Origin of the sequence: Haloarcula hispanica ATCC 33960 (assembly GCF_000223905.1) — an archaeon.
GTDB classification, from domain to species: Archaea; Halobacteriota; Halobacteria; order Halobacteriales; family Haloarculaceae; genus Haloarcula; species Haloarcula hispanica.
Map to the genome: position 1 here is coordinate 749,876 of NC_015948.1, position 16,645 is coordinate 766,520.

The following is a 16,645-nucleotide window of genomic DNA, read 5'->3' on the forward strand; positions in this document are numbered from 1 at the left end:
CCGCCCGGTCGTAAAACCCACCGGTACGAGTCGGGACACCACTCGGCACAGGCCTGGGGCTGCCGGGACAGTCGCTCACTGCGCACCACGGGTCCCCGGTCGGACAGCGGAGACCGTAGGGCTCAGAACCCGTGACCTGGATAAACGTGTATTATCATTCGGAAATATTAAGTAGAATCTCTCTCCACTTACCATGAGTTCGACGCCACAGAGACGTTCATGACTGATGCCCCCACAATGTCCGGTGACGGCGGTGTGTCGCTGCCGTCGTCGGCTGTCGGGGCCCGATGGGACACCGACGGACGTGACACATCGCGAACGCTCGCAGCCGGTGTACCCGCCGCGTTGCAACCGCTCGCCCGCTCGGCACGACGACGGGATGGCACACCCGTCACCGTGCGTTCCCACGCCGCCTGCCAGCCTGTGTTGGTGCGACAGGCTGGCCGGGTCGCGTGGTTACGCGCGTGCTGGCTGGCGAGACTGTGTGACTGACGACACATCCGTCGGGACGATGGACGGCGAACTCACGTCGGCGAACCACTGAACAACCATGCGCGAGATACTCAGTAGACTCCTCGCCACCGGGGGTAGGCTCCGGTCGGCGGTATCGAGAGACGAATCGGACGGCGACCAACTGGCAACAGACGGGGGGGCGACCGTGAAGACGACCCGGGGCGACTCGCTCCGGAACTCACTGCCGGTCGAGTGGGAACTCGTCGAATCCGCCCCGTTCTGGCTCCCACCAGTCCTGTTTGCGGGCTTTTTCGTCTACGGCGCTATCGCCTGGAACTTCCTCCTGTCGCTGACCGATTACAACGGCCTCGGCGGTGCACAGTACGAGACCTTCGACCTCAGTATGTACAGCCGTATGCTGAACGACGGGGCGTTCTGGCAGGCAGCACAGAACACGGTGGTGTTACTCGTCGTGTTCACCGTTCTCTGTCTGGCGCTTGGCCTGTTCGTGGCCATCCTCATCGACCAGCAGATACGCTTCGAGAACACGTTCCGAACGATATACCTGCTCCCAATGAGCCTCTCGTTCGTCGTCACAGCGACGATGTGGGCGTGGGTGTACAACGCCCGCAACGGCGTGCTCAATCAGCTCCTCCGAGTGTTCAATCTCGAAGGTGCCATCGTGGGACTACTCCGCCCGGCCGGGGTCAACGCCGAGGTCATTCAGTGGCTCTCCTGGAACACGACCGCCTTGGCGGCGGTCATCTTCGCGCTCATCTGGCAGTTCAGCGGCTACGCGATGGTCGTCTTCCTCGCCGGCCTTCGAGCAATTCCGACCGAACACTACGAGGCCGCGCGGGTCGACGGTGCGTCGACGGTTCGGATGTATGCGCGGGTAATCATCCCGCAACTCCGTGCCTCCGCGGTGTCCGCGTCGGTGGTGCTGATGGTGTTCGCGCTGAAGGCGTTCGACTTCATCTACGCGCTCCGTGGCTCACAGCCGGGGGCGAACATGGACATTCTGGCGACGATGATGTATCGGGTCGCGTTCGACAGCCTCCAGTGGGCGTACGGGTCAGCCGTCGCTATCGTGCTGTTTGCCCTCGCGCTGCTGGTCATCGGCCCGTACCTCTACAGCGAATACCGACGGGGTGAACTATGAGTATCAGAGGCGGCAATTTCATCGACGAACTCCGCAGTACAGAGAACAGTCGTATCGGCCTGTATGCCCTCCTGCTGGCGGGTATCGCCTTCTACCTCTTCCCGGTAGAGACGGCCGTGATGACGATGTTCAAGACCGAGAGCGCGTTCGCCCGGACGCTCCCGTTCGCGCCGCCGGGCACTGACGGCTTCACGCTTGAAGCGCTCAGCACCGCCTGGAACACGCTCCGGCCGGGACTTATAAACTCGCTGTTGATGGCGATCCCGGCGACGATTATGTCTGCGCTGCTTGGAAGCCTGACCGCGTACGGACTGACGACGATTAGCTGGCGCGGCCAGGTCGGCGTGGTCGTTCTCATCATCGCGGGCATCTTCATCCCCTACCAGGCCGTGCTGGTCCCGCTAGCACAGTTCTGGTTCCAGGTGTTCCCCGGACTAGTCGAGGGTTTCGTCAACACTCTCTTCGGCTTTATTACGGGCGGCAGTTGGCAGTATCCGAGCCGTAACGGCTACGTGCAGTTGCTGCAGCTGTCGGTGACCCACGCTGCGTACGGGATTCCGATCTGTACGTTGCTGTTCCGGTCGTACTACCAGAGCATCTCCGAGGAGATGATCGAGGCCGCTCGCCTCGACGGCGCGAGCGCGTTCAGCATCTACCGCAACATCATCCTCCCGCTGTCGCTGCCGATGTTCGCGGTGACGCTCATCTACCAGTTCACGCAGGTGTACAACGACCTGCTGTTTGCGCTGGTGCTCATCAACGAGCCGGCCTCGCAGGTGGCGACCCAGCGCCTCGCGGCGCTCACTGGCGGGGTCGTCCAGTCGTTCAACACCACGATGGCGGGCGCCATCGTCGCAGCACTGCCGACGCTGCTCGTCTACATCGTGTTCGGCGAACAGTTCGCGAAAGGCGTCGCTGGAGAGTAATTACGGAGGTATTCACAATGGCACAACTCACACTGGACGAGGTAACGAAGACGTTCCAAGACGACGACGGCGAAATCATCGCAGTTGACGAGGTATCGGTCGACATCGAGGACGGCGAGTTCCTCTGTGTCGTCGGCCCATCGGGCTGTGGGAAATCGACGACCCTGCGGATGATCGCTGGGCTCGAAGACATTACGCGCGGCGAGATCCGGCTGGACGGCCAGATAATCAACGACCAGCCGCCGGCCCGCCGGAACGTGGCGATGGTGTTCCAGTCCTACGCCCTGTACCCGCACATGACCGTGCGGGAGAACATGGCGTTCGGGCTGGAGGAATCGACGGACATGCCCGACGACGAGATCAACGAGCGCGTCGAGAAGGCGTGCAAGGACATGGACATCTTCGAACTCATCGACCGCAAGCCCGGCGAACTCTCCGGCGGCCAGCAACAGCGCGTGGCGCTCGGCCGCGCTATCGTCCGGGACCCCGAAGTGTTCCTGATGGACGAGCCGCTGGCGAACCTCGACGCGAAGCTCAAAGCGGAGATGCGGACGGAACTCCAGGAGCTCCAGCAGGATCTCGACGTCACCACTGTCTACGTCACCCACGACCAGACGGAGGCGATGACGATGAGCGACCGTATCGCCATTCTCAACGACGGCGTCCTCCAGCAGTGTGCGACGCCGCTCGAGTGTTACCACGAGCCGAACAACCTCTTCGTCGCCGGCTTCATCGGCGAGCCGTCGATGAACTTCTTCCCGACGACTCTGGAGGGGTCGACGCTACGGGGCGAGTGGTTCGAGTACGAACTCAGCGACGAGACGGTCGCCGAAGTCGAGGGGACGACCGACATCACGCTCGGCATCAGACCCGAAGACATCGAGTTCGTCCAGACTGACACCGGCCCGAACGTGTTCGATTCCACGGTCAACGTCGTCGAGCCACGCGGGAACGAGAACACGGCCCACCTGCAGTTCGACGAGCCGATGGACGACCAGTTCATCGCGACGGTCGGCGGCATGAAACAGCTCAAGGCCGGACAGCGCGTCAAAGTCCGGTTCCCCGAGAACGCGATTCACCTCTTCGACACGGCCAGCGGTGAAGCCATCCGGAACCGCACGCTCGACGAGATCGAAACGGTCGAGTCGGTCGTCTGAGCTGAAATCGTCCGCGGTCGTTTTTAGTGCGCTATTGGTCAGTCGTGGGTTTTCGCTGTCACGCCCAGCGGTCTAGCCCCGTCTGGACGACCGACTCGTCGATGCGCTCGAACCCGCGAGCGACCTCGTCGGCGTCGACCTCCCACTTATCGGTGACGAACGCGCGGGCGGCGTCGACGTCCGGCTCGATGCTGTCCGGAATCTCGTAGTCGTCGGTGACTTCGGGGTCGAGAAACAGGTTCCGGATGCGGTCGGCGTGGTCGATGTGTTCGTCCCGGGCTTCGAGAACGGCGTAGAGGTCGCCATGCTCGTGGAGTTCCGTAACGGCGGTCTTGGGACCGATACCGGAGATCCCTTCGTTGAAGTCCGTCCCCATCAGGATGGCGGCGTCGACCAGTTGCTCCCAGGTGAGGTCGTGCTGTTCGAGTGTCGCCTCGAAGTCCATCAGCTCGGGGTCGCCCTTCGACGTAATCTGGCGGAGCGTCATCGGCGCACCGAACAGGAGCGCGTCATAGTCCTCCGTCCCGACGTAGTCCACGTCGCCCCGCCGGGCCATCACCGACGCCTGCCCTTCGCCTTCAGCGGGGGCGTCGACGATAGGCACGTCGAGCAGTTCCAGCAGGTCCCGCGTCGTGTCGACGATGGTATCGGTCAGCCGCTGCGTGCGGGAGTCAAGCTTGGCGACGCGGGTGCTGTCACCCGCTTCCCGGGCTGCCTCCAGTTCGGACTCGTACTTCTCGCGTTGCTCGCGGCGTTTCTCGACCTCGTCGTCTTTGAGGTCCGTGACCGCGCCGTCGAAGACGAACACCGGCGTGAGGTCGTGTTCAAAGAACTTCGGTAGCCCCTGGATGACGCCGATGAGGTTCGCCACTTCCTCGCCGTCACTGGTGGTGTACTTCGACTCGCTGGTGAACTTCACCGTCGTCGTCAGATAGCGATAGAGCCAGTTGTGGGCGTCTACGGCGACGACGCTCCCGCCGAGGTCGCCGAACGACACGTCCGACAGCGCCGCGAGCGACCGTAAATCAGCGTTTCCCATTGGCAGGCCTTTGGCCGACAGCCGCTTGAATCTCTCGGAGATGGGACGACTCTACAGGCCAGTCGACTCGATCGGGCCGATCAGCCTGATGTGGTTGTCCGTCCGGACGGCGGTTCGGCCCAGTCGTCGAGGACCGACGGCGGGTCGGCGTCGGCCTTCGCCGCGAGAAACGACTCTTCCTCTGGCGAGAGATCGCGCTCCCGAAACAGGTCCAGACCGGCCTGATACCGTTCGGTACTGCGGTCGCCCGGCCAGACGAGGTCGAGTTCGGCCATCCCCGACTCCGCGCCGCTGAAGCAAAACCCGGCCCGGTAGGCGGCCTGGTAGGAAAACGGATTGTTGACACCGATGGACACGCGCTCGAAGCCCCGCTCCGTAGCGCGGTCCCGAACGAACCGGAGGAGGCGGGCACCGAGCCGGTCGCCCTGCCGGTCCTGCCGAACGGTGATATACCGGACACAGAGCGTGTCGGGGTCGGTCCGGTCGGCGTCGAACGCGGCCGCGGCCACCACGCCATCGTCCCCGACGACGGCCTTCCCGGTCGAGGTCATCACGAACTTGCCCGCGTACGCGAACTGCTCGTGATCTAGCCGGAGCCGGTGGCCGTCCTCGGGCCAGCCGAGCAGCGTGAACTCCATACACCGACACTGGGGCCGCCCACTGTAATCAGTGCTGGTCCCTGTTCTAAGGCACCAACCGCCGTCGTCGAATCCGGGAGAGCGAAGTGGCCGGAGCCGGAACTACCTGTATGAGCGTCTCGACGGTGGGGAACGGTCGTATCGAACTGTCCGCCCGGACGGCGCTGGTGGCCGTCGGCGACCTGCTGGCGATTGCCCTGTTCGTCGGTATCGGTGAGCTGACCCACGGCATCAATCCGATACTGAGCCCGGCTCGATTCGCTGGGACGCTGACGCCATTTTACGTCGGCTGGCTCCTCGTCGCCGGACTCGGGGGGCTGTACACCGCCGCGGCGACCGGAACGGTGCGGGCGGCTCTCGGCCGCACTATCGTGGGGTGGGTACTGGCAGTCGGTATCGCGCAGGGGCTCCGTTCGACGTCGATGTTCCCCGGCAATGCGGCAGTGACGTTCGCGCTCGTCTCCGTGCTCGTCGGTGGCACACTGTTGCTGTGCTGGCGCGGTGCGATTGCAGTCGCAAAATAAGCGGCCTGTAACAGAGCTGCGGTGTCGCTGACGGACTATCGCAGGTCGGCGACTTCGAGCGATTCTGTCGACTGAATCCATGCCTGGTGGTTCTCCCGGTCGTAGATTACGAACTCTTCGTCGCCGATATTCAGTTCTGCGTATCGTCGTTCTTGCTCGTCGGTCGCGGCGTCTGTCGTGTTGTCCGTTGCGTTCGTGCTCATTGTCTCGTTTGGGAATCGGCGTTCCGTTTTTCTCCGATTCAACGTATCTTGGCGTACCTAATAAGCACATGGACCCAGTTATCATCGGAGAAAATAGGGGGCATTACCACACCATGAATCACCTAATCCAGTTCTCAAATTCTGAAAACAGGTGAGTCGGTGGGCTCTATCCCGAGAAACAGATAACCGTCACAGCAGACATCGCATCCCGGCCGGCAAACACCGCATTCCAGCTTTGGGGTGAAATATCATATCCTGCGTACGGCTGCGGGCCAGCAACAACAGGTCGTCCCCGCCCTTATATTGTGAACCGTCCACAAGAATAGGCATATATTAATCTTTCCCCAAAATCCAACTCATAACTTATGAGTTTGTTACTCAGCGGGTACTGAATAAATTCTCAGGGGCCATTGAGTGTATTATCCCGTATTTTAGGGAAACATTCATATACTCCGCTATCGTAGATTGATTCATACTTATGACGGGATATTACGACATCATTCTTGGACTCATTCCGCTCGCCATGGCCGGCATCACCGCCTCTCTGTTCGTTGTCGGCTTCGAACTGACGACGGCGATTCCGCTGGCCTCTGTCGTAACAGTCGGCCTCATCGGCCACGCGATGTTCGTCCGTGCCCCCGTCGACCCGGTTCCAAACGACACGTCGACCCAACAGAGCCCGCAGTCGGACCCGCTACAGACTGCGGACTAGGCGCTTTCCTGTCCGTCTACTCTCCCGTTTTCGATAGATATCCGTAACCGGTCGTACAGATTGGCACCGCCGGGCAGTATAAGAGTCGGTCGCCCAAACGACGGAGTATGACGACAGATGCGACAGCGCTGTTCCTGCAGAGCGACGAAGTAGCTGACCTCGCTGAACCCACCGAGTACGTCGACGCCGTCAGAGAGGGGTATCGCCAGCGTGGCGAAGGTGCCCCGGCGACTCCCAGAACAACGCTGTTCTCGGACGAGCCCGCGGGAATGTTGACGGGCTATCTCGCGATTCTCCCCGACACCGGTGCGATGGGCGGGTACACCTACGCAGCCGGTTTCAGCGGGCAAGATGCACACTTCACGCTCCCGATTTTCGACGCCGACAGCGGTGACCCGCTTGCTGTCCTCGACGGTGCGAGCATGAACCCCCACAAGACTGGCGCGGCCGGGGCGGTCGGTGTCGACGCACTGGCCCGTCGGGACGCCAGCGACCTCGCAGTCATCGGCAGTGGCGCACAGGCTCGCGGCCAGGTCCGTGCGACGGCGACAGTCCGAGATTTCGACCGCATCGAGGTGTACTCCCCGACGGCCAGTAGCCGCGAGTCCTTCGCCGCGGAGATGAACGACGCGCTGGACCCGACAGTGGCTGCTGTCGCGTCCCCGGCCGCAGCAATCGAGGGGGCCGATGTCGTTATCACGGCGACCAGCGCGAGCGAACCGGTGTTCGACGGCGATCTACTCGAGCCGGGAACTCACGTAACCGCGATGGGCCAGTACCACCCCGAGAAGAACGAACTGGACGCGACGACGATCGAACGCGCCACGTACGTTCCGGACTTGCGCGAGCGGGTGACACAGGACGCCGGGTCGTTCATTAACGCCCTCGATGCGGGCGTCATTGACGAGGACCACGTCCACGCCGAGCTAGGTGATATCGTCGCCGGCAACGCGCCCGGGCGGCAGTCACCCGAGGAGATTACAGTCTTCGACTCCGGCGGCACAGCCATCGAAACCGTCGCCGCGGGCCACATGCTGTACGAGCGGGCGAAGGCAGAAGGCCGGGGTGAGGAGATCGATTTCGCGCCCGCGAGCAAGGCCCTGACCGGACGGTAGCGGCTGCAGGAGAATTAGAGGTACGGGCCGAGACCGAGGGCGTCTATCAGACTAATACCGGCGGCGAGTGCGCCGACGATGTAGCCGGCGATGGTTCCACCGTTCAAGAGCGGGAGTCCTGCGTGTGCGCGCCCCTTCAGCACCATCCACAGCAGTATCGCCAGGCCGACGTAGGACCCGAGCATCGCGGTCAGCGCCGGCAACGGGACGCCGAACACTGACAGTACGTCCGACGAGGCGAAAAAGGCGGCGCTGGCGACGAGTATCGACGGGATGATGGCGTCACCGAGACCGATAAACAGCGCGTCGCGCTCTAGCGGGTCGGCGTGAACGTCAGCAGTTCCGTCTGCTTTGCCAGTCTCTGTCGCGTCGTCGGGACGCTCCGCCGGCTGGCTCCCATCCGCAACCGCCGGACCGTCCGCGTCGGCTCCGTGTTCTGTGGTCGCCGGCTCCTCGGCCGCGTCGTCCGCCGCCGTTGCGTCGTCGTCAGTCTCGTCTTCTGCTACCGAATCCGCCGCCGTTGCGTCGAGATAGGAGTACGACAGCGTCATCGGGATCACGAGGACGACGGGGACCTTGAGGTCCATGACGCCCGAGGCCAGCGTGAGCATGTGCTCAGTCCCGTAGACGCTGATCGCATCGTACACGGCGAGTACAGTCAGCAGGACGAGCGCTGGCAACACCCCGAAACTGATGCCAAACAGGCCGGCTGCGGCAGCACCCATCACCGCACCGGCGGCGTCGATGACGTACCACTCGGGATAGACCAGCAGTGCCGTCCCCAGGCCCAGCGCCAACAGGACGGCAACGACGTTGAGGCCGGCGTACGTGAGCACCGGCGGGACCAGCACCTGAAACACGTACAGGGAGAGCCAGGCCGACGAGAAGACGATGAGCCCGCGAATGAGCTGGTCAACGTCGTAGCGGAAGGCAAGCAACATAACTGCCGTTGCGACCAGAATCGCCCCGACGTACATGAGGCTGTTCGTGGGGTCAGACGGGTCTTCGACGGCCTGGTACCCAGCCGATTCGAAGGGCTGGACCAGCGCCAGCGCGCCGAGTTGGACGAACAGGAAGATACCAGCGATAAGGCCACAACCGCCGAGGATTCGCCACCGTCGCTCCATGCACACACGTCCTGCAGGAACCGGTTTGAGCGTTACGAAGCAGATGTTGACAGACGTCGGCGGTTCGGAGGGCTCTTACCGCGCGTACAGGACTGTGCCGACCAGCGCTGGGAGATGCACGCTGTCGTTCGGCGAGACAGCGAGATACGGGCGCTCGACCGGACCGAACACGTCGACGACGGAGCCAACCGTCTGGAGTTCTTCGTCGACCACGTCGGTTCCCACGGACGCGTACTCGTCGTCGGGTGCCCGGACGACGGCCAGTCCCTGTGCGACCCGCGAGACAGTGCCGATGCGTTTCATTCACGTAGCGCCTGCATGTAGGCCGCCACAGCCCCGAGCAGGTCGCTTTTCGTCGCGTCGTCCGCGTCCTTGACGACGACTCGCCCGCGGCCTTCGTACTCGCGTGGATACGTCTTGTCCCGCTCGATGACCGCGTCGTAACCGACCTGCTGGACGGCTTTAGCGATCTCGTCGACAGTCGGGTCCTCGACGGCCAGATCCAGTGACACGCGACGCCCGTCGCTGCGCGAACGGTTGGCGTCGAGTGCCGCCGGCCAGATAACGTTCTCGACCATACCGGCAGTGGCCGCCCGTGGCATATATGGGTTATCGTCACCGGCGACAGTAGACGAAATGAAAATCAGATGAAGTATATGAAGAATCAAGCTTACATACCTCTGTAATCTATCCGTCGTATATGGTAAAGAAAGGGTTACTCGCTATCGCCGCCGTGGTGCTCCTCGTGGTCTTGGGGACGGGAGTGCTTGTCGGAGCACAGTTTGCGGGCGGGACAGCGGATACGACGACACAGACAACTGACTCACAGAGCGACGACGGTAGCGGTGGCTCAACGACGACGGCGACGGCGGGCAATAGTACTACGCCAACACCGACGCCAGGAGCAAACGGGACGGCGACACCGGCCGAGACTGCGACCCCGAAACAGGAGTCGATCCCGGCACGGAAGTTCAATGAACAGAACGTCTCCGACTACGTCCGGCAGTTCCTCAACGAGGAACGCAAGGCTGCAGGTGTCCCAGCGTTCGAGTCGGGACTCCGGACTGAAGAGGATCTGAACGAGATGGCAAAGGGCCACAGCGAGCAGATGGCCGTCGAAGGGCAGGCGATCCACAAGATCGACGGTGTCTCCAGCAAAGACCGATACGAAAACACCGGGCTCTATGACCGGTGTACGTTCGACTCTGCGGAGGGTGAGTACATAGAGCAACCGGACCGAAACCGGTTCGAGGCGGTTGAGCAGACAGTCGCCGGACAAACGTACGAAGAGGACGGCAAAGAGCGGTTCCACGCCACCGACAAGGAAGTCGCCAGAAAGATCGTCGACGACTGGATGGCGTGGCCGGACTACCGCGAACGGCTCACGCTCCGCAACGCTAATCTCGTCGGCATCGGCGTGGAGATAACCGATACCGGCAACGTGTACGCGACTGCCAACATCTGCGGATAGCGGTCGGACTGGACGACCGACGCGGCAATTGTTCTGACCACCGGGCTGCTCGTGAGTGCTGTCTTGCTGCCACCGTCCTCTCTCTGTTCAGATTCTACGCTTTTCGTCCAAATGCAAGCAGCGCCGTCGCTGTCTCGTTGTTCTCTGTGGTCGGGGAATCGCTGGTGGCAGTACTCAATCCGTCTATAGCGTTCCCCGGCATGCTGCTGCCCCTCATAGCGTGGCTAAACCAGTGGCTGTTCTCCTGCCCCTCACAAGACCCTTACACAACCGGTCTCACCAGCTATCATGCATCGCCGACAGTTCCTCTCAATCTCAGCACTTTCCAGCTCTCTCTCCGGTTGTGTTGAGTGGAATTTTGACGGTACTACCGAAAACAACTCTTCAGCACCGAAGGCGACAGAAACGCCGAACGACACTGCCACTGAAACCGGGACGCCGCCTTCCGATGTATCGACACCGGAATGTTGGCCATCGATGTGTGCCGGATCGAAACTCGTGGCAGTCCAAGTCGCAGGTGATTTTTCGGGCGACGTTGTGCTAACTGCCACCTGTCAGAACAAGGAGTTTTCAGTTCAACCAGGCGAATCAGCCCGAATCAACCGCGAGGCGGACGCTGAGGTCTGTGGAATCAGATTATATATCGACGGCAAGCACGCATTCAGTGATAGGGTTAGCAGCCACCAAAGCCTGAACCTGACCGTTGATTCGAGTGGCGAAGTGACTGAAAGATGGGTCGTTCAGTAACGGACTGACAGGCCGCTTCAGCGCGGTACTTCAATCTGATCGTGACTCCCATTCACCCTGCCGGAAATTCGTGATCTGCTGGCTGAGAATAATCTTCCGTAACCCGGCAGTTCTCGAAGGGAAAAGACGCCCAGTTACCGCGCTACTCGTCGCTGCCTTCGGAGTCGTCGCCGCCGCTCTTTTGCTCTGCCAGCCAGTCCTCGTACTCGTCCTGCGGGACGACCTCAACGGTCCCGAGCATCTGTGAGTGACCAGAGCCACAGTACTCGGCACAGTAGAGCTGGTACGTGCCGGTGTTACCCGCGTTGGTTCGGAGACGGTTGTACTGGCCGGGGAACGCGTCGGATTTCAGTCCAAGTCCGGGAACGTGGAACGCGTGTAGCCAGTCAGTCGATGTAACCCGCAAGGATACGTCCTGATTAGCCGGTATCTTCAGGTCTGTCGTGGTGGTCACCTCCGCCTCGCCATCCCAACTCGATTCGTTGTAGTAGAACGTCCAGCCGTACCGCTGTGCTTCGACGGTAATGAGTTCAGTGTCCTGTTCCTGCAGTGCAGCCTGATCGCCGGCCTCGGCGGTGACGTACGGGCTTGCCATCACTTGGTAGGAGGCGACACCGACGAACAGGAGAATGATCGCCGTCGCGATGGTCCAGGTGACTTCGAGTCGGCGGTTCTCCTGCGTGGGAAGCGCCTCTTCCTGATTACGGAACCGCCAGACAGTGTAGATCAGAATCCCTTCGACGAGGACCGTAATCGGGAGAGCGACGTACAGGAGGTTCATGTTCAGCCCCCAGATGAGGCTATCCGTCGTCGAGTCCTGAATCTGTGCGGCGGCGGCCGGCTCGGCGGCGAGCGCGAGCAACGCAGCACCGAACAGAGCGACCAGACCGGCGCGTTTCCGGGTCATGGATGCGGCTTAGGATTTCGGGGATAAATAACTGCTGTCTTCGCCGCAGGCTCCCGATTTGTAGCGATAGGGCAGCGGAACGGCTCCGGACGGAGACAGCGGAATCGCGAGGTCTAAGTGGCCAGCATCGAAGGATACAATAATGGCAGAGAGCCGGACCTTCACCGGGCTGCTCGCCGCGACCGCCGTCGGCGTGTACTTGCTAGTTCTCGCCGGCGCGACGACAACGCTCACCGATGCGGCAGCAGCCTGTACTACATGGCCGCTGTGTGACGGACCGGTCGACGTGACGAACACGGCCCTGCTGGTCGCCTGGGGACACCGACTCGTCGCAGCCGCCGTCGGACTCTTCGTGGTGGCTGTGGCCGTTATCGGGCTCCGATCCAGCTGTCGCGGCCGCGTCAAGGCAGCTATCCTCCTCGGCACCGCGCTGTACCCGGTCCAGATAGCGCTCGGTGCCGTCGTCGCGACGAGCACCGAGACGGCGCTCCCCGGCGCCCACCTCGCTCTGGGGATGGGCATCTTCGGCTCGTTCGTGCTGGCTCTGGCGTGGCACCTCGAAGCTGAGACGGGCAGTGATGACGAGACCCCCGTGAAGAACCCGACACTCGCGCCGGAGCCAGCCGACGACGGTCCGGCACGGTCGCCGACGCTTTCCACCCGCGAGCGCATCGTCGAGACCGCATCAGCGTACTTCCGCCTGATGAAGCCCCGGCTGATGTGGCTCCTGTGTCTGGTCGCCGCGGCCGGGATGGCACTCGCCGCCGGGCAGACGCTCGCCGTTCGGACGGTGCTGCTCACGCTCGGGGGCGGCGTCCTCTCTATCGGCGCGTCGGGGACGTTCAACCACGTCCTCGAACGGGACATCGACAAGCGGATGGACCGGACCTCGGACCGCCCCATCGCGACCCACCAGATTCCGGTCCGGAATGCGCTGGCCTTCGGCCTGCTGCTTTCGTTTGCGTCACTGGGGCTGTTCTGGCAGGTGAACGCGCTCGTGGCGCTGCTCGGGCTGACTGCGATTGTGTTCTACAGCGTCATCTACACGCTCGTATTGAAGCCCAACACCGTCCAGAACACCGTCATCGGCGGGGCCGCCGGCGCGCTGCCGGCGCTCATCGGCTGGGTCGCCGCCGACGGGTCGATCGGCCTCCCCGGCGTCGTCCTCGCGGTGGTCATCTTCCTCTGGACGCCGGCGCATTTCTACAATCTCGCGCTCGCGTACAAGGACGACTACGAGGCGGGCGGCTTCCCGATGATGCCGGTCGTCCGCGGCGAGACCGAGACGCGCAAGCACATCGTCTACTACCTCGGCGCGACACTCATCGCCTCAGGCGTGCTGGGCGTGCTCACGTCGCTTGGCTGGCTGTACGCCGTCACGTCGGTGCTGCTGGGCGCAGTGTTCCTCTGGGCCGTCGTCCAACTCCACCACGAGCAGACCGAAGCGGCGGCGTTCCGGGCGTTCCACGCGTCGAACGCCTACCTCGGGGCGGTCCTCGTCGCCATCGTTATCGACGCTCTCGCACTATGAGCACCACGACAGCGACCCTCAGAGATGCAATCCCGGACACGCGCTCGCTGGTAACCTGGGCAGCCGTGTTGAACGCGGAGTTCATCCTCATTCTGGGCTACGTCGTCAACACGGCCCAACCCGCGACGGATCCGTTTCTGCTGTTGTTCCCGTTCATCTGGCTCAACGTCGCCGGTCTCGTTGTCCTGCGAGTGCGCCCGGAACTGACCAGTCGCCGGCGGACGCTCGGCAGTGCGGTCGTCGCCCTGGGCTACCTGCTCGTACTGGGATACGTCGGCGGCGTGTACGGCACAGGCGGCCAGGGGACCGGCCTCCGCCTGGTCACGCAGGCCCCGCCTGGATTCTCGCCGACGGTCGTGTTCAGCGGCGCGACCCTCAGCGTGGTGCTCATCCCGTGGAAGGTCGCCGGCTACCTGACCCTCTCGTATCTGGTGTTCGTGACAGCTATCGACGCGAGTGGCGGCGCGGTGGGCGGCATCGTCGGCCTGTTCTCCTGTGTCTCCTGTGTCCTTCCGATTATCGCGTCGATACTGGGCGGGTTCGTCGGTGTCGGGGCGACGCTGTCCCAGGCGGCCCTCTCCCAGTCGTACGGTCTCTCGACGGTGGTGTTCCTCGTCTCCGTTGGACTGCTCTACGGCGTCCACCGCTTCGACGTGACGGTCATCGGCCGTCTCCGAACGTTAGTCGGTCGGCCATAGAGCTTTCAGGCTGACAGGCGTGAACACCGGTATGAGCACTGTCGAAATCGAATACTGTGTCCCGTGTGGGTTCCGCGAACGGGCATTACACGTTCAGCAGGCGATTCTGTCCGGACTTGAGCAGGAACTCGACAGCGTCCGACTGGTCATGGGTGACCACGGCGTGTTCAGGATTAGCGTGGACGACGAGACGATCTACGACAAAGCCGAGGCCAGCGACGAGTTCGACGTGGACGCTATAGTCCGTGCGGTCCGTTCACACGTCATGTAACGGGACATCGCGATGCTATCAGTGGAATCCCGTGCCGACGCTGCCATCGGTTTGAGACGGTATACCGCACAACAAACTATTTATTGTTTTGCTGTGACATTTTCCGTAAATGGCGACGAAAACCGAATTCTGTGACCACTGCGAAGACACTCAGCCAGTTGTCACGGACAAGCCGTGGCTTCCGGCCGTCTGTCTGAGATGTGGCCGCAACGTGTAGGCCGCTGACCGCACGAGAACGGAACTGCTTTCGGCGACCCGACCGGACGAGGGCGCATGGACGAGGTACTGGTCGCGTCGGATGTCGGGCGGCGGTACGGCGATACGGTCGCACTCGACGGCGTTTCGCTGACCGCGACCGCCGGAGAGGTACTCGCGCTGGTCGGTCCCAACGGGGCTGGCAAGACCACGTTGGTACGGGCGTTGACCGGAACGACAGACGCGACCGGCGAGGTTCGGCTGTTCAGCCAGTCGCCCAGAACGGTCGCCCGCGACCGAATCGGTCTACTGCCACAGTCGTTTTCGCCCCACGAGCGGCTGACGGCGCGGGAGCTGCTGGAATACTACGCCGGCCTGTACGACGACACTCGCGATGTCGAAGCCGTGCTTGACGACGTCGGTCTGACCGACACTGCCAGCACGACATACGAGAACCTCTCGGGCGGCCAGCAGCGACGGGCCTGCGTCGCGACGGCGCTCATCAACGACCCGGACCTACTTGTGCTGGACGAACCGACCACCGGCATCGACCCGGCCGGTCGGCGTGACCTCTGGCGACTGTTGGAGGGGCTTGCCGACCGCGGCGTGACGATACTCGTCACGACCCACTACATGGAGGAGGCCCAGCGGCTCGCGGACCGCGTCGGCCTCCTCGCCGACGGGACACTCATCGCACTCGACTCGCCGGACCAGCTCGTGGTCGAACACGGCGGCGACAGCCAACTCATCGTCGACGGAACCTTCGACGAGGCCGCCGTTTCAGCCATCGACTACCCGGCGGAGACAGCGATCCGGAACGGCCGGCTGGTCGTCTACGGCATCCGCCCGGAGTCCATCGGCAACATCACCGAGCAACTGGGCCAGGCGGGCATCGAGTACGACAGCCTCACCTGGAAACAGCCTGACTTAGAGGACGTGTACCTCGAACTCACCGGAACGGCTGTCGGCCAGCGCGGTGAACCGCGCCGGACAGAGCCGGCGGCAGGTGGTGTCCAATGAGCCGACTGGGGCGACTCGCATCGGAGACGCGCGCGGCGTCGCTGGCTTTCCTCCGGCGACGGACGGCCGTCTTCTTCACGTTCTTTTTCCCGGTCATCATCGTCGTCATCTTCGGTGTGCTGGTCCAGACCCAGCCTGGCGGCGGCGGCCTGTTCACGGAACCGCCGAGCTTCTACGCGCCGGGCTATCTGGCCGTCGTCGTCCTGTTTACGCCACTCTCCCGCGTCGGTAGCGAGGTGGCGCGGCATCGGGACGGCAACCGCTTCGAGAAACTGGCGACGACGCCGCTGACCCGGACTGAGTGGCTACTGGCGCAGACGCTCGTCAACGTCGTCATCATCGGCATCGCCGGCCTCATCATACTCGGCATGATGGTGTGGCTGACCGGCGCGACCATCCGCCCCTCTGTGCTCCTACTCCCCTTTGTCGGCCTCGGCGTCGCGCTGTTCTGTGCCGTCGGTGCGATGCTGGGCAGCCTTGCGGACTCACAGGACGGCGTCATCGCGGCGAGCAACGGCCTCGCGCTCCCGCTGCTCTTCCTCTCGGAGACGTTCGTCCCACAGACCCTCCTGCCCGCGTGGCTCCCGACCTGGCTCTCGCCGCTGACGTACTTCTCGCGTGGCGTCCGTGCGGCGACAACCGGAACCGGTGAAGCACTCGCCCCACTCGCCGTTCTCACAGTCTGTGCCGTCGTCGGCTTTGCCGTCGGTGCGCGGCTCCTCCCGCGGACGGACTGAGCACCGACGGGG

Annotated in this window: 19 protein-coding genes; 12 read left to right on the plus strand and 7 right to left on the minus strand. The window is 63.0% G+C overall.

The features are described 5' to 3' along the window. Window positions 1-550 precede the first annotated feature (550 nt). Genes HAH_RS03855 through HAH_RS03865 form a run of 3 tightly spaced genes read left to right on the plus strand, consistent with a single transcriptional unit; the run spans window position 551 to window position 3,698 of the window. The gene (locus HAH_RS03855; RefSeq protein ID WP_014039730.1) at window positions 551-1,615 is read left to right on the plus strand and encodes a carbohydrate ABC transporter permease; all 1,065 of its coding nucleotides are present in this window, start codon (window positions 551-553) and stop codon (window positions 1,613-1,615) included. Continuing rightward, a complete protein-coding gene (locus HAH_RS03860; RefSeq protein WP_014039731.1) occupies window positions 1,612-2,541 on the plus strand; it encodes a carbohydrate ABC transporter permease in 930 nt (309 codons plus the stop codon). The genes HAH_RS03855 and HAH_RS03860 overlap by 4 nt, the downstream gene beginning before the upstream one ends. 17 nt (window positions 2,542-2,558) lie before the next feature. Next, window positions 2,559-3,698 carry an ABC transporter ATP-binding protein gene (locus HAH_RS03865; protein ID WP_014039732.1) on the plus strand — a complete coding sequence of 380 codons (1,140 nt, stop codon included), beginning with the start codon at window positions 2,559-2,561 and terminating at the stop codon, window positions 3,696-3,698. A gap of 58 nt (window positions 3,699-3,756) precedes the next feature. Here the strand turns inward: HAH_RS03865 and fen are convergent, their stop codons facing one another. Both fen and HAH_RS03875 read right to left on the minus strand, forming a co-directional pair. Continuing rightward, complete coding sequence (gene fen / locus HAH_RS03870; RefSeq protein WP_014039733.1) at window positions 3,757-4,737, minus strand: flap endonuclease-1; 981 nt, start codon at window positions 4,735-4,737, stop codon at window positions 3,757-3,759. Window positions 4,738-4,817: 80 nt separating this feature from the next. Continuing rightward, window positions 4,818-5,375 (minus strand): GNAT family N-acetyltransferase, encoded by a 558-nt coding sequence (locus HAH_RS03875; RefSeq protein ID WP_014039734.1) that lies wholly within the window; start codon window positions 5,373-5,375, stop codon window positions 4,818-4,820. A gap of 110 nt (window positions 5,376-5,485) precedes the next feature. On the opposite strand from HAH_RS03875, the gene HAH_RS03880 reads away from it, so the two are divergent. Further along, window positions 5,486-5,899 carry a DUF3054 domain-containing protein gene (locus HAH_RS03880; protein ID WP_014039735.1) on the plus strand — a complete coding sequence of 138 codons (414 nt, stop codon included), beginning with the start codon at window positions 5,486-5,488 and terminating at the stop codon, window positions 5,897-5,899. A gap of 35 nt (window positions 5,900-5,934) precedes the next feature. On the opposite strand, the gene HAH_RS19860 is transcribed toward HAH_RS03880, so the two are convergent. Beyond that, on the minus strand, window positions 5,935-6,102 hold the full coding sequence (locus tag HAH_RS19860) for a DUF7331 family protein (RefSeq protein WP_014039736.1): 168 nt from the start codon (window positions 6,100-6,102) through the stop codon (window positions 5,935-5,937). Between the two features lie 478 nt (window positions 6,103-6,580). Between HAH_RS19860 and HAH_RS03885 the strand changes: the two genes are divergently transcribed. Together HAH_RS03885 and HAH_RS03890 are read left to right on the plus strand one after the other, a co-directional pair. Next, complete coding sequence (locus HAH_RS03885; RefSeq protein WP_014039737.1) at window positions 6,581-6,814, plus strand: hypothetical protein; 234 nt, start codon at window positions 6,581-6,583, stop codon at window positions 6,812-6,814. A gap of 107 nt (window positions 6,815-6,921) precedes the next feature. Then, a complete protein-coding gene (locus tag HAH_RS03890; protein ID WP_014039738.1) occupies window positions 6,922-7,929 on the plus strand; it encodes an ornithine cyclodeaminase family protein in 1,008 nt (335 codons plus the stop codon). Window positions 7,930-7,943: 14 nt separating this feature from the next. Here the strand turns inward: HAH_RS03890 and HAH_RS03895 are convergent, their stop codons facing one another. The 3 genes from HAH_RS03895 to srp19 form a co-directional block, all read right to left on the minus strand. Then, window positions 7,944-9,056: a presenilin family intramembrane aspartyl protease PSH gene (locus HAH_RS03895; RefSeq protein ID WP_014039739.1), complete on the minus strand. Its 1,113-nt coding sequence runs from the start codon at window positions 9,054-9,056 to the stop codon at window positions 7,944-7,946. A gap of 75 nt (window positions 9,057-9,131) precedes the next feature. Further along, a complete protein-coding gene (locus tag HAH_RS03900; RefSeq protein WP_014039740.1) occupies window positions 9,132-9,359 on the minus strand; it encodes an H/ACA ribonucleoprotein complex subunit GAR1 in 228 nt (75 codons plus the stop codon). Continuing rightward, window positions 9,356-9,634: a signal recognition particle subunit SRP19 gene (srp19, locus tag HAH_RS03905; RefSeq protein WP_023843155.1), complete on the minus strand. Its 279-nt coding sequence runs from the start codon at window positions 9,632-9,634 to the stop codon at window positions 9,356-9,358. Before srp19 ends, HAH_RS03900 begins: the two co-directional genes overlap by 4 nt. A 122-nt stretch (window positions 9,635-9,756) precedes the next feature. On the opposite strand from srp19, the gene HAH_RS03910 reads away from it, so the two are divergent. Continuing rightward, a complete protein-coding gene (locus tag HAH_RS03910; protein WP_014039742.1) occupies window positions 9,757-10,527 on the plus strand; it encodes a CAP domain-containing protein in 771 nt (256 codons plus the stop codon). Window positions 10,528-11,416: 889 nt separating this feature from the next. On the opposite strand, the gene coxB is transcribed toward HAH_RS03910, so the two are convergent. Continuing rightward, complete coding sequence (coxB, locus tag HAH_RS03915; RefSeq protein WP_014039743.1) at window positions 11,417-12,181, minus strand: cytochrome c oxidase subunit II; 765 nt, start codon at window positions 12,179-12,181, stop codon at window positions 11,417-11,419. 142 nt (window positions 12,182-12,323) lie between these two features. On the opposite strand from coxB, the gene HAH_RS03920 reads away from it, so the two are divergent. The 5 genes from HAH_RS03920 (at window position 12,324) to HAH_RS03940 (ending at window position 16,633) form a co-directional block, all read left to right on the plus strand. Beyond that, window positions 12,324-13,712 carry a heme o synthase gene (locus tag HAH_RS03920; protein WP_014039744.1) on the plus strand — a complete coding sequence of 463 codons (1,389 nt, stop codon included), beginning with the start codon at window positions 12,324-12,326 and terminating at the stop codon, window positions 13,710-13,712. After that, the gene (locus HAH_RS03925) at window positions 13,709-14,410 is read left to right on the plus strand and encodes a DUF7546 family protein (RefSeq protein WP_014039745.1); all 702 of its coding nucleotides are present in this window, start codon (window positions 13,709-13,711) and stop codon (window positions 14,408-14,410) included. The genes HAH_RS03920 and HAH_RS03925 overlap by 4 nt, the downstream gene beginning before the upstream one ends. A 31-nt stretch (window positions 14,411-14,441) precedes the next feature. Continuing rightward, entirely contained in the window at window positions 14,442-14,681 is a 240-nt protein-coding gene (locus HAH_RS03930; protein ID WP_014039746.1) for a SelT/SelW/SelH family protein, read from the plus strand. 273 nt (window positions 14,682-14,954) lie between these two features. Then, window positions 14,955-15,896 (plus strand): ABC transporter ATP-binding protein, encoded by a 942-nt coding sequence (locus tag HAH_RS03935; RefSeq protein ID WP_014039747.1) that lies wholly within the window; start codon window positions 14,955-14,957, stop codon window positions 15,894-15,896. After that, window positions 15,893-16,633 carry an ABC transporter permease gene (locus tag HAH_RS03940; RefSeq protein WP_014039748.1) on the plus strand — a complete coding sequence of 247 codons (741 nt, stop codon included), beginning with the start codon at window positions 15,893-15,895 and terminating at the stop codon, window positions 16,631-16,633. The genes HAH_RS03935 and HAH_RS03940 overlap by 4 nt, the downstream gene beginning before the upstream one ends. Window positions 16,634-16,645 lie beyond the last annotated feature (12 nt).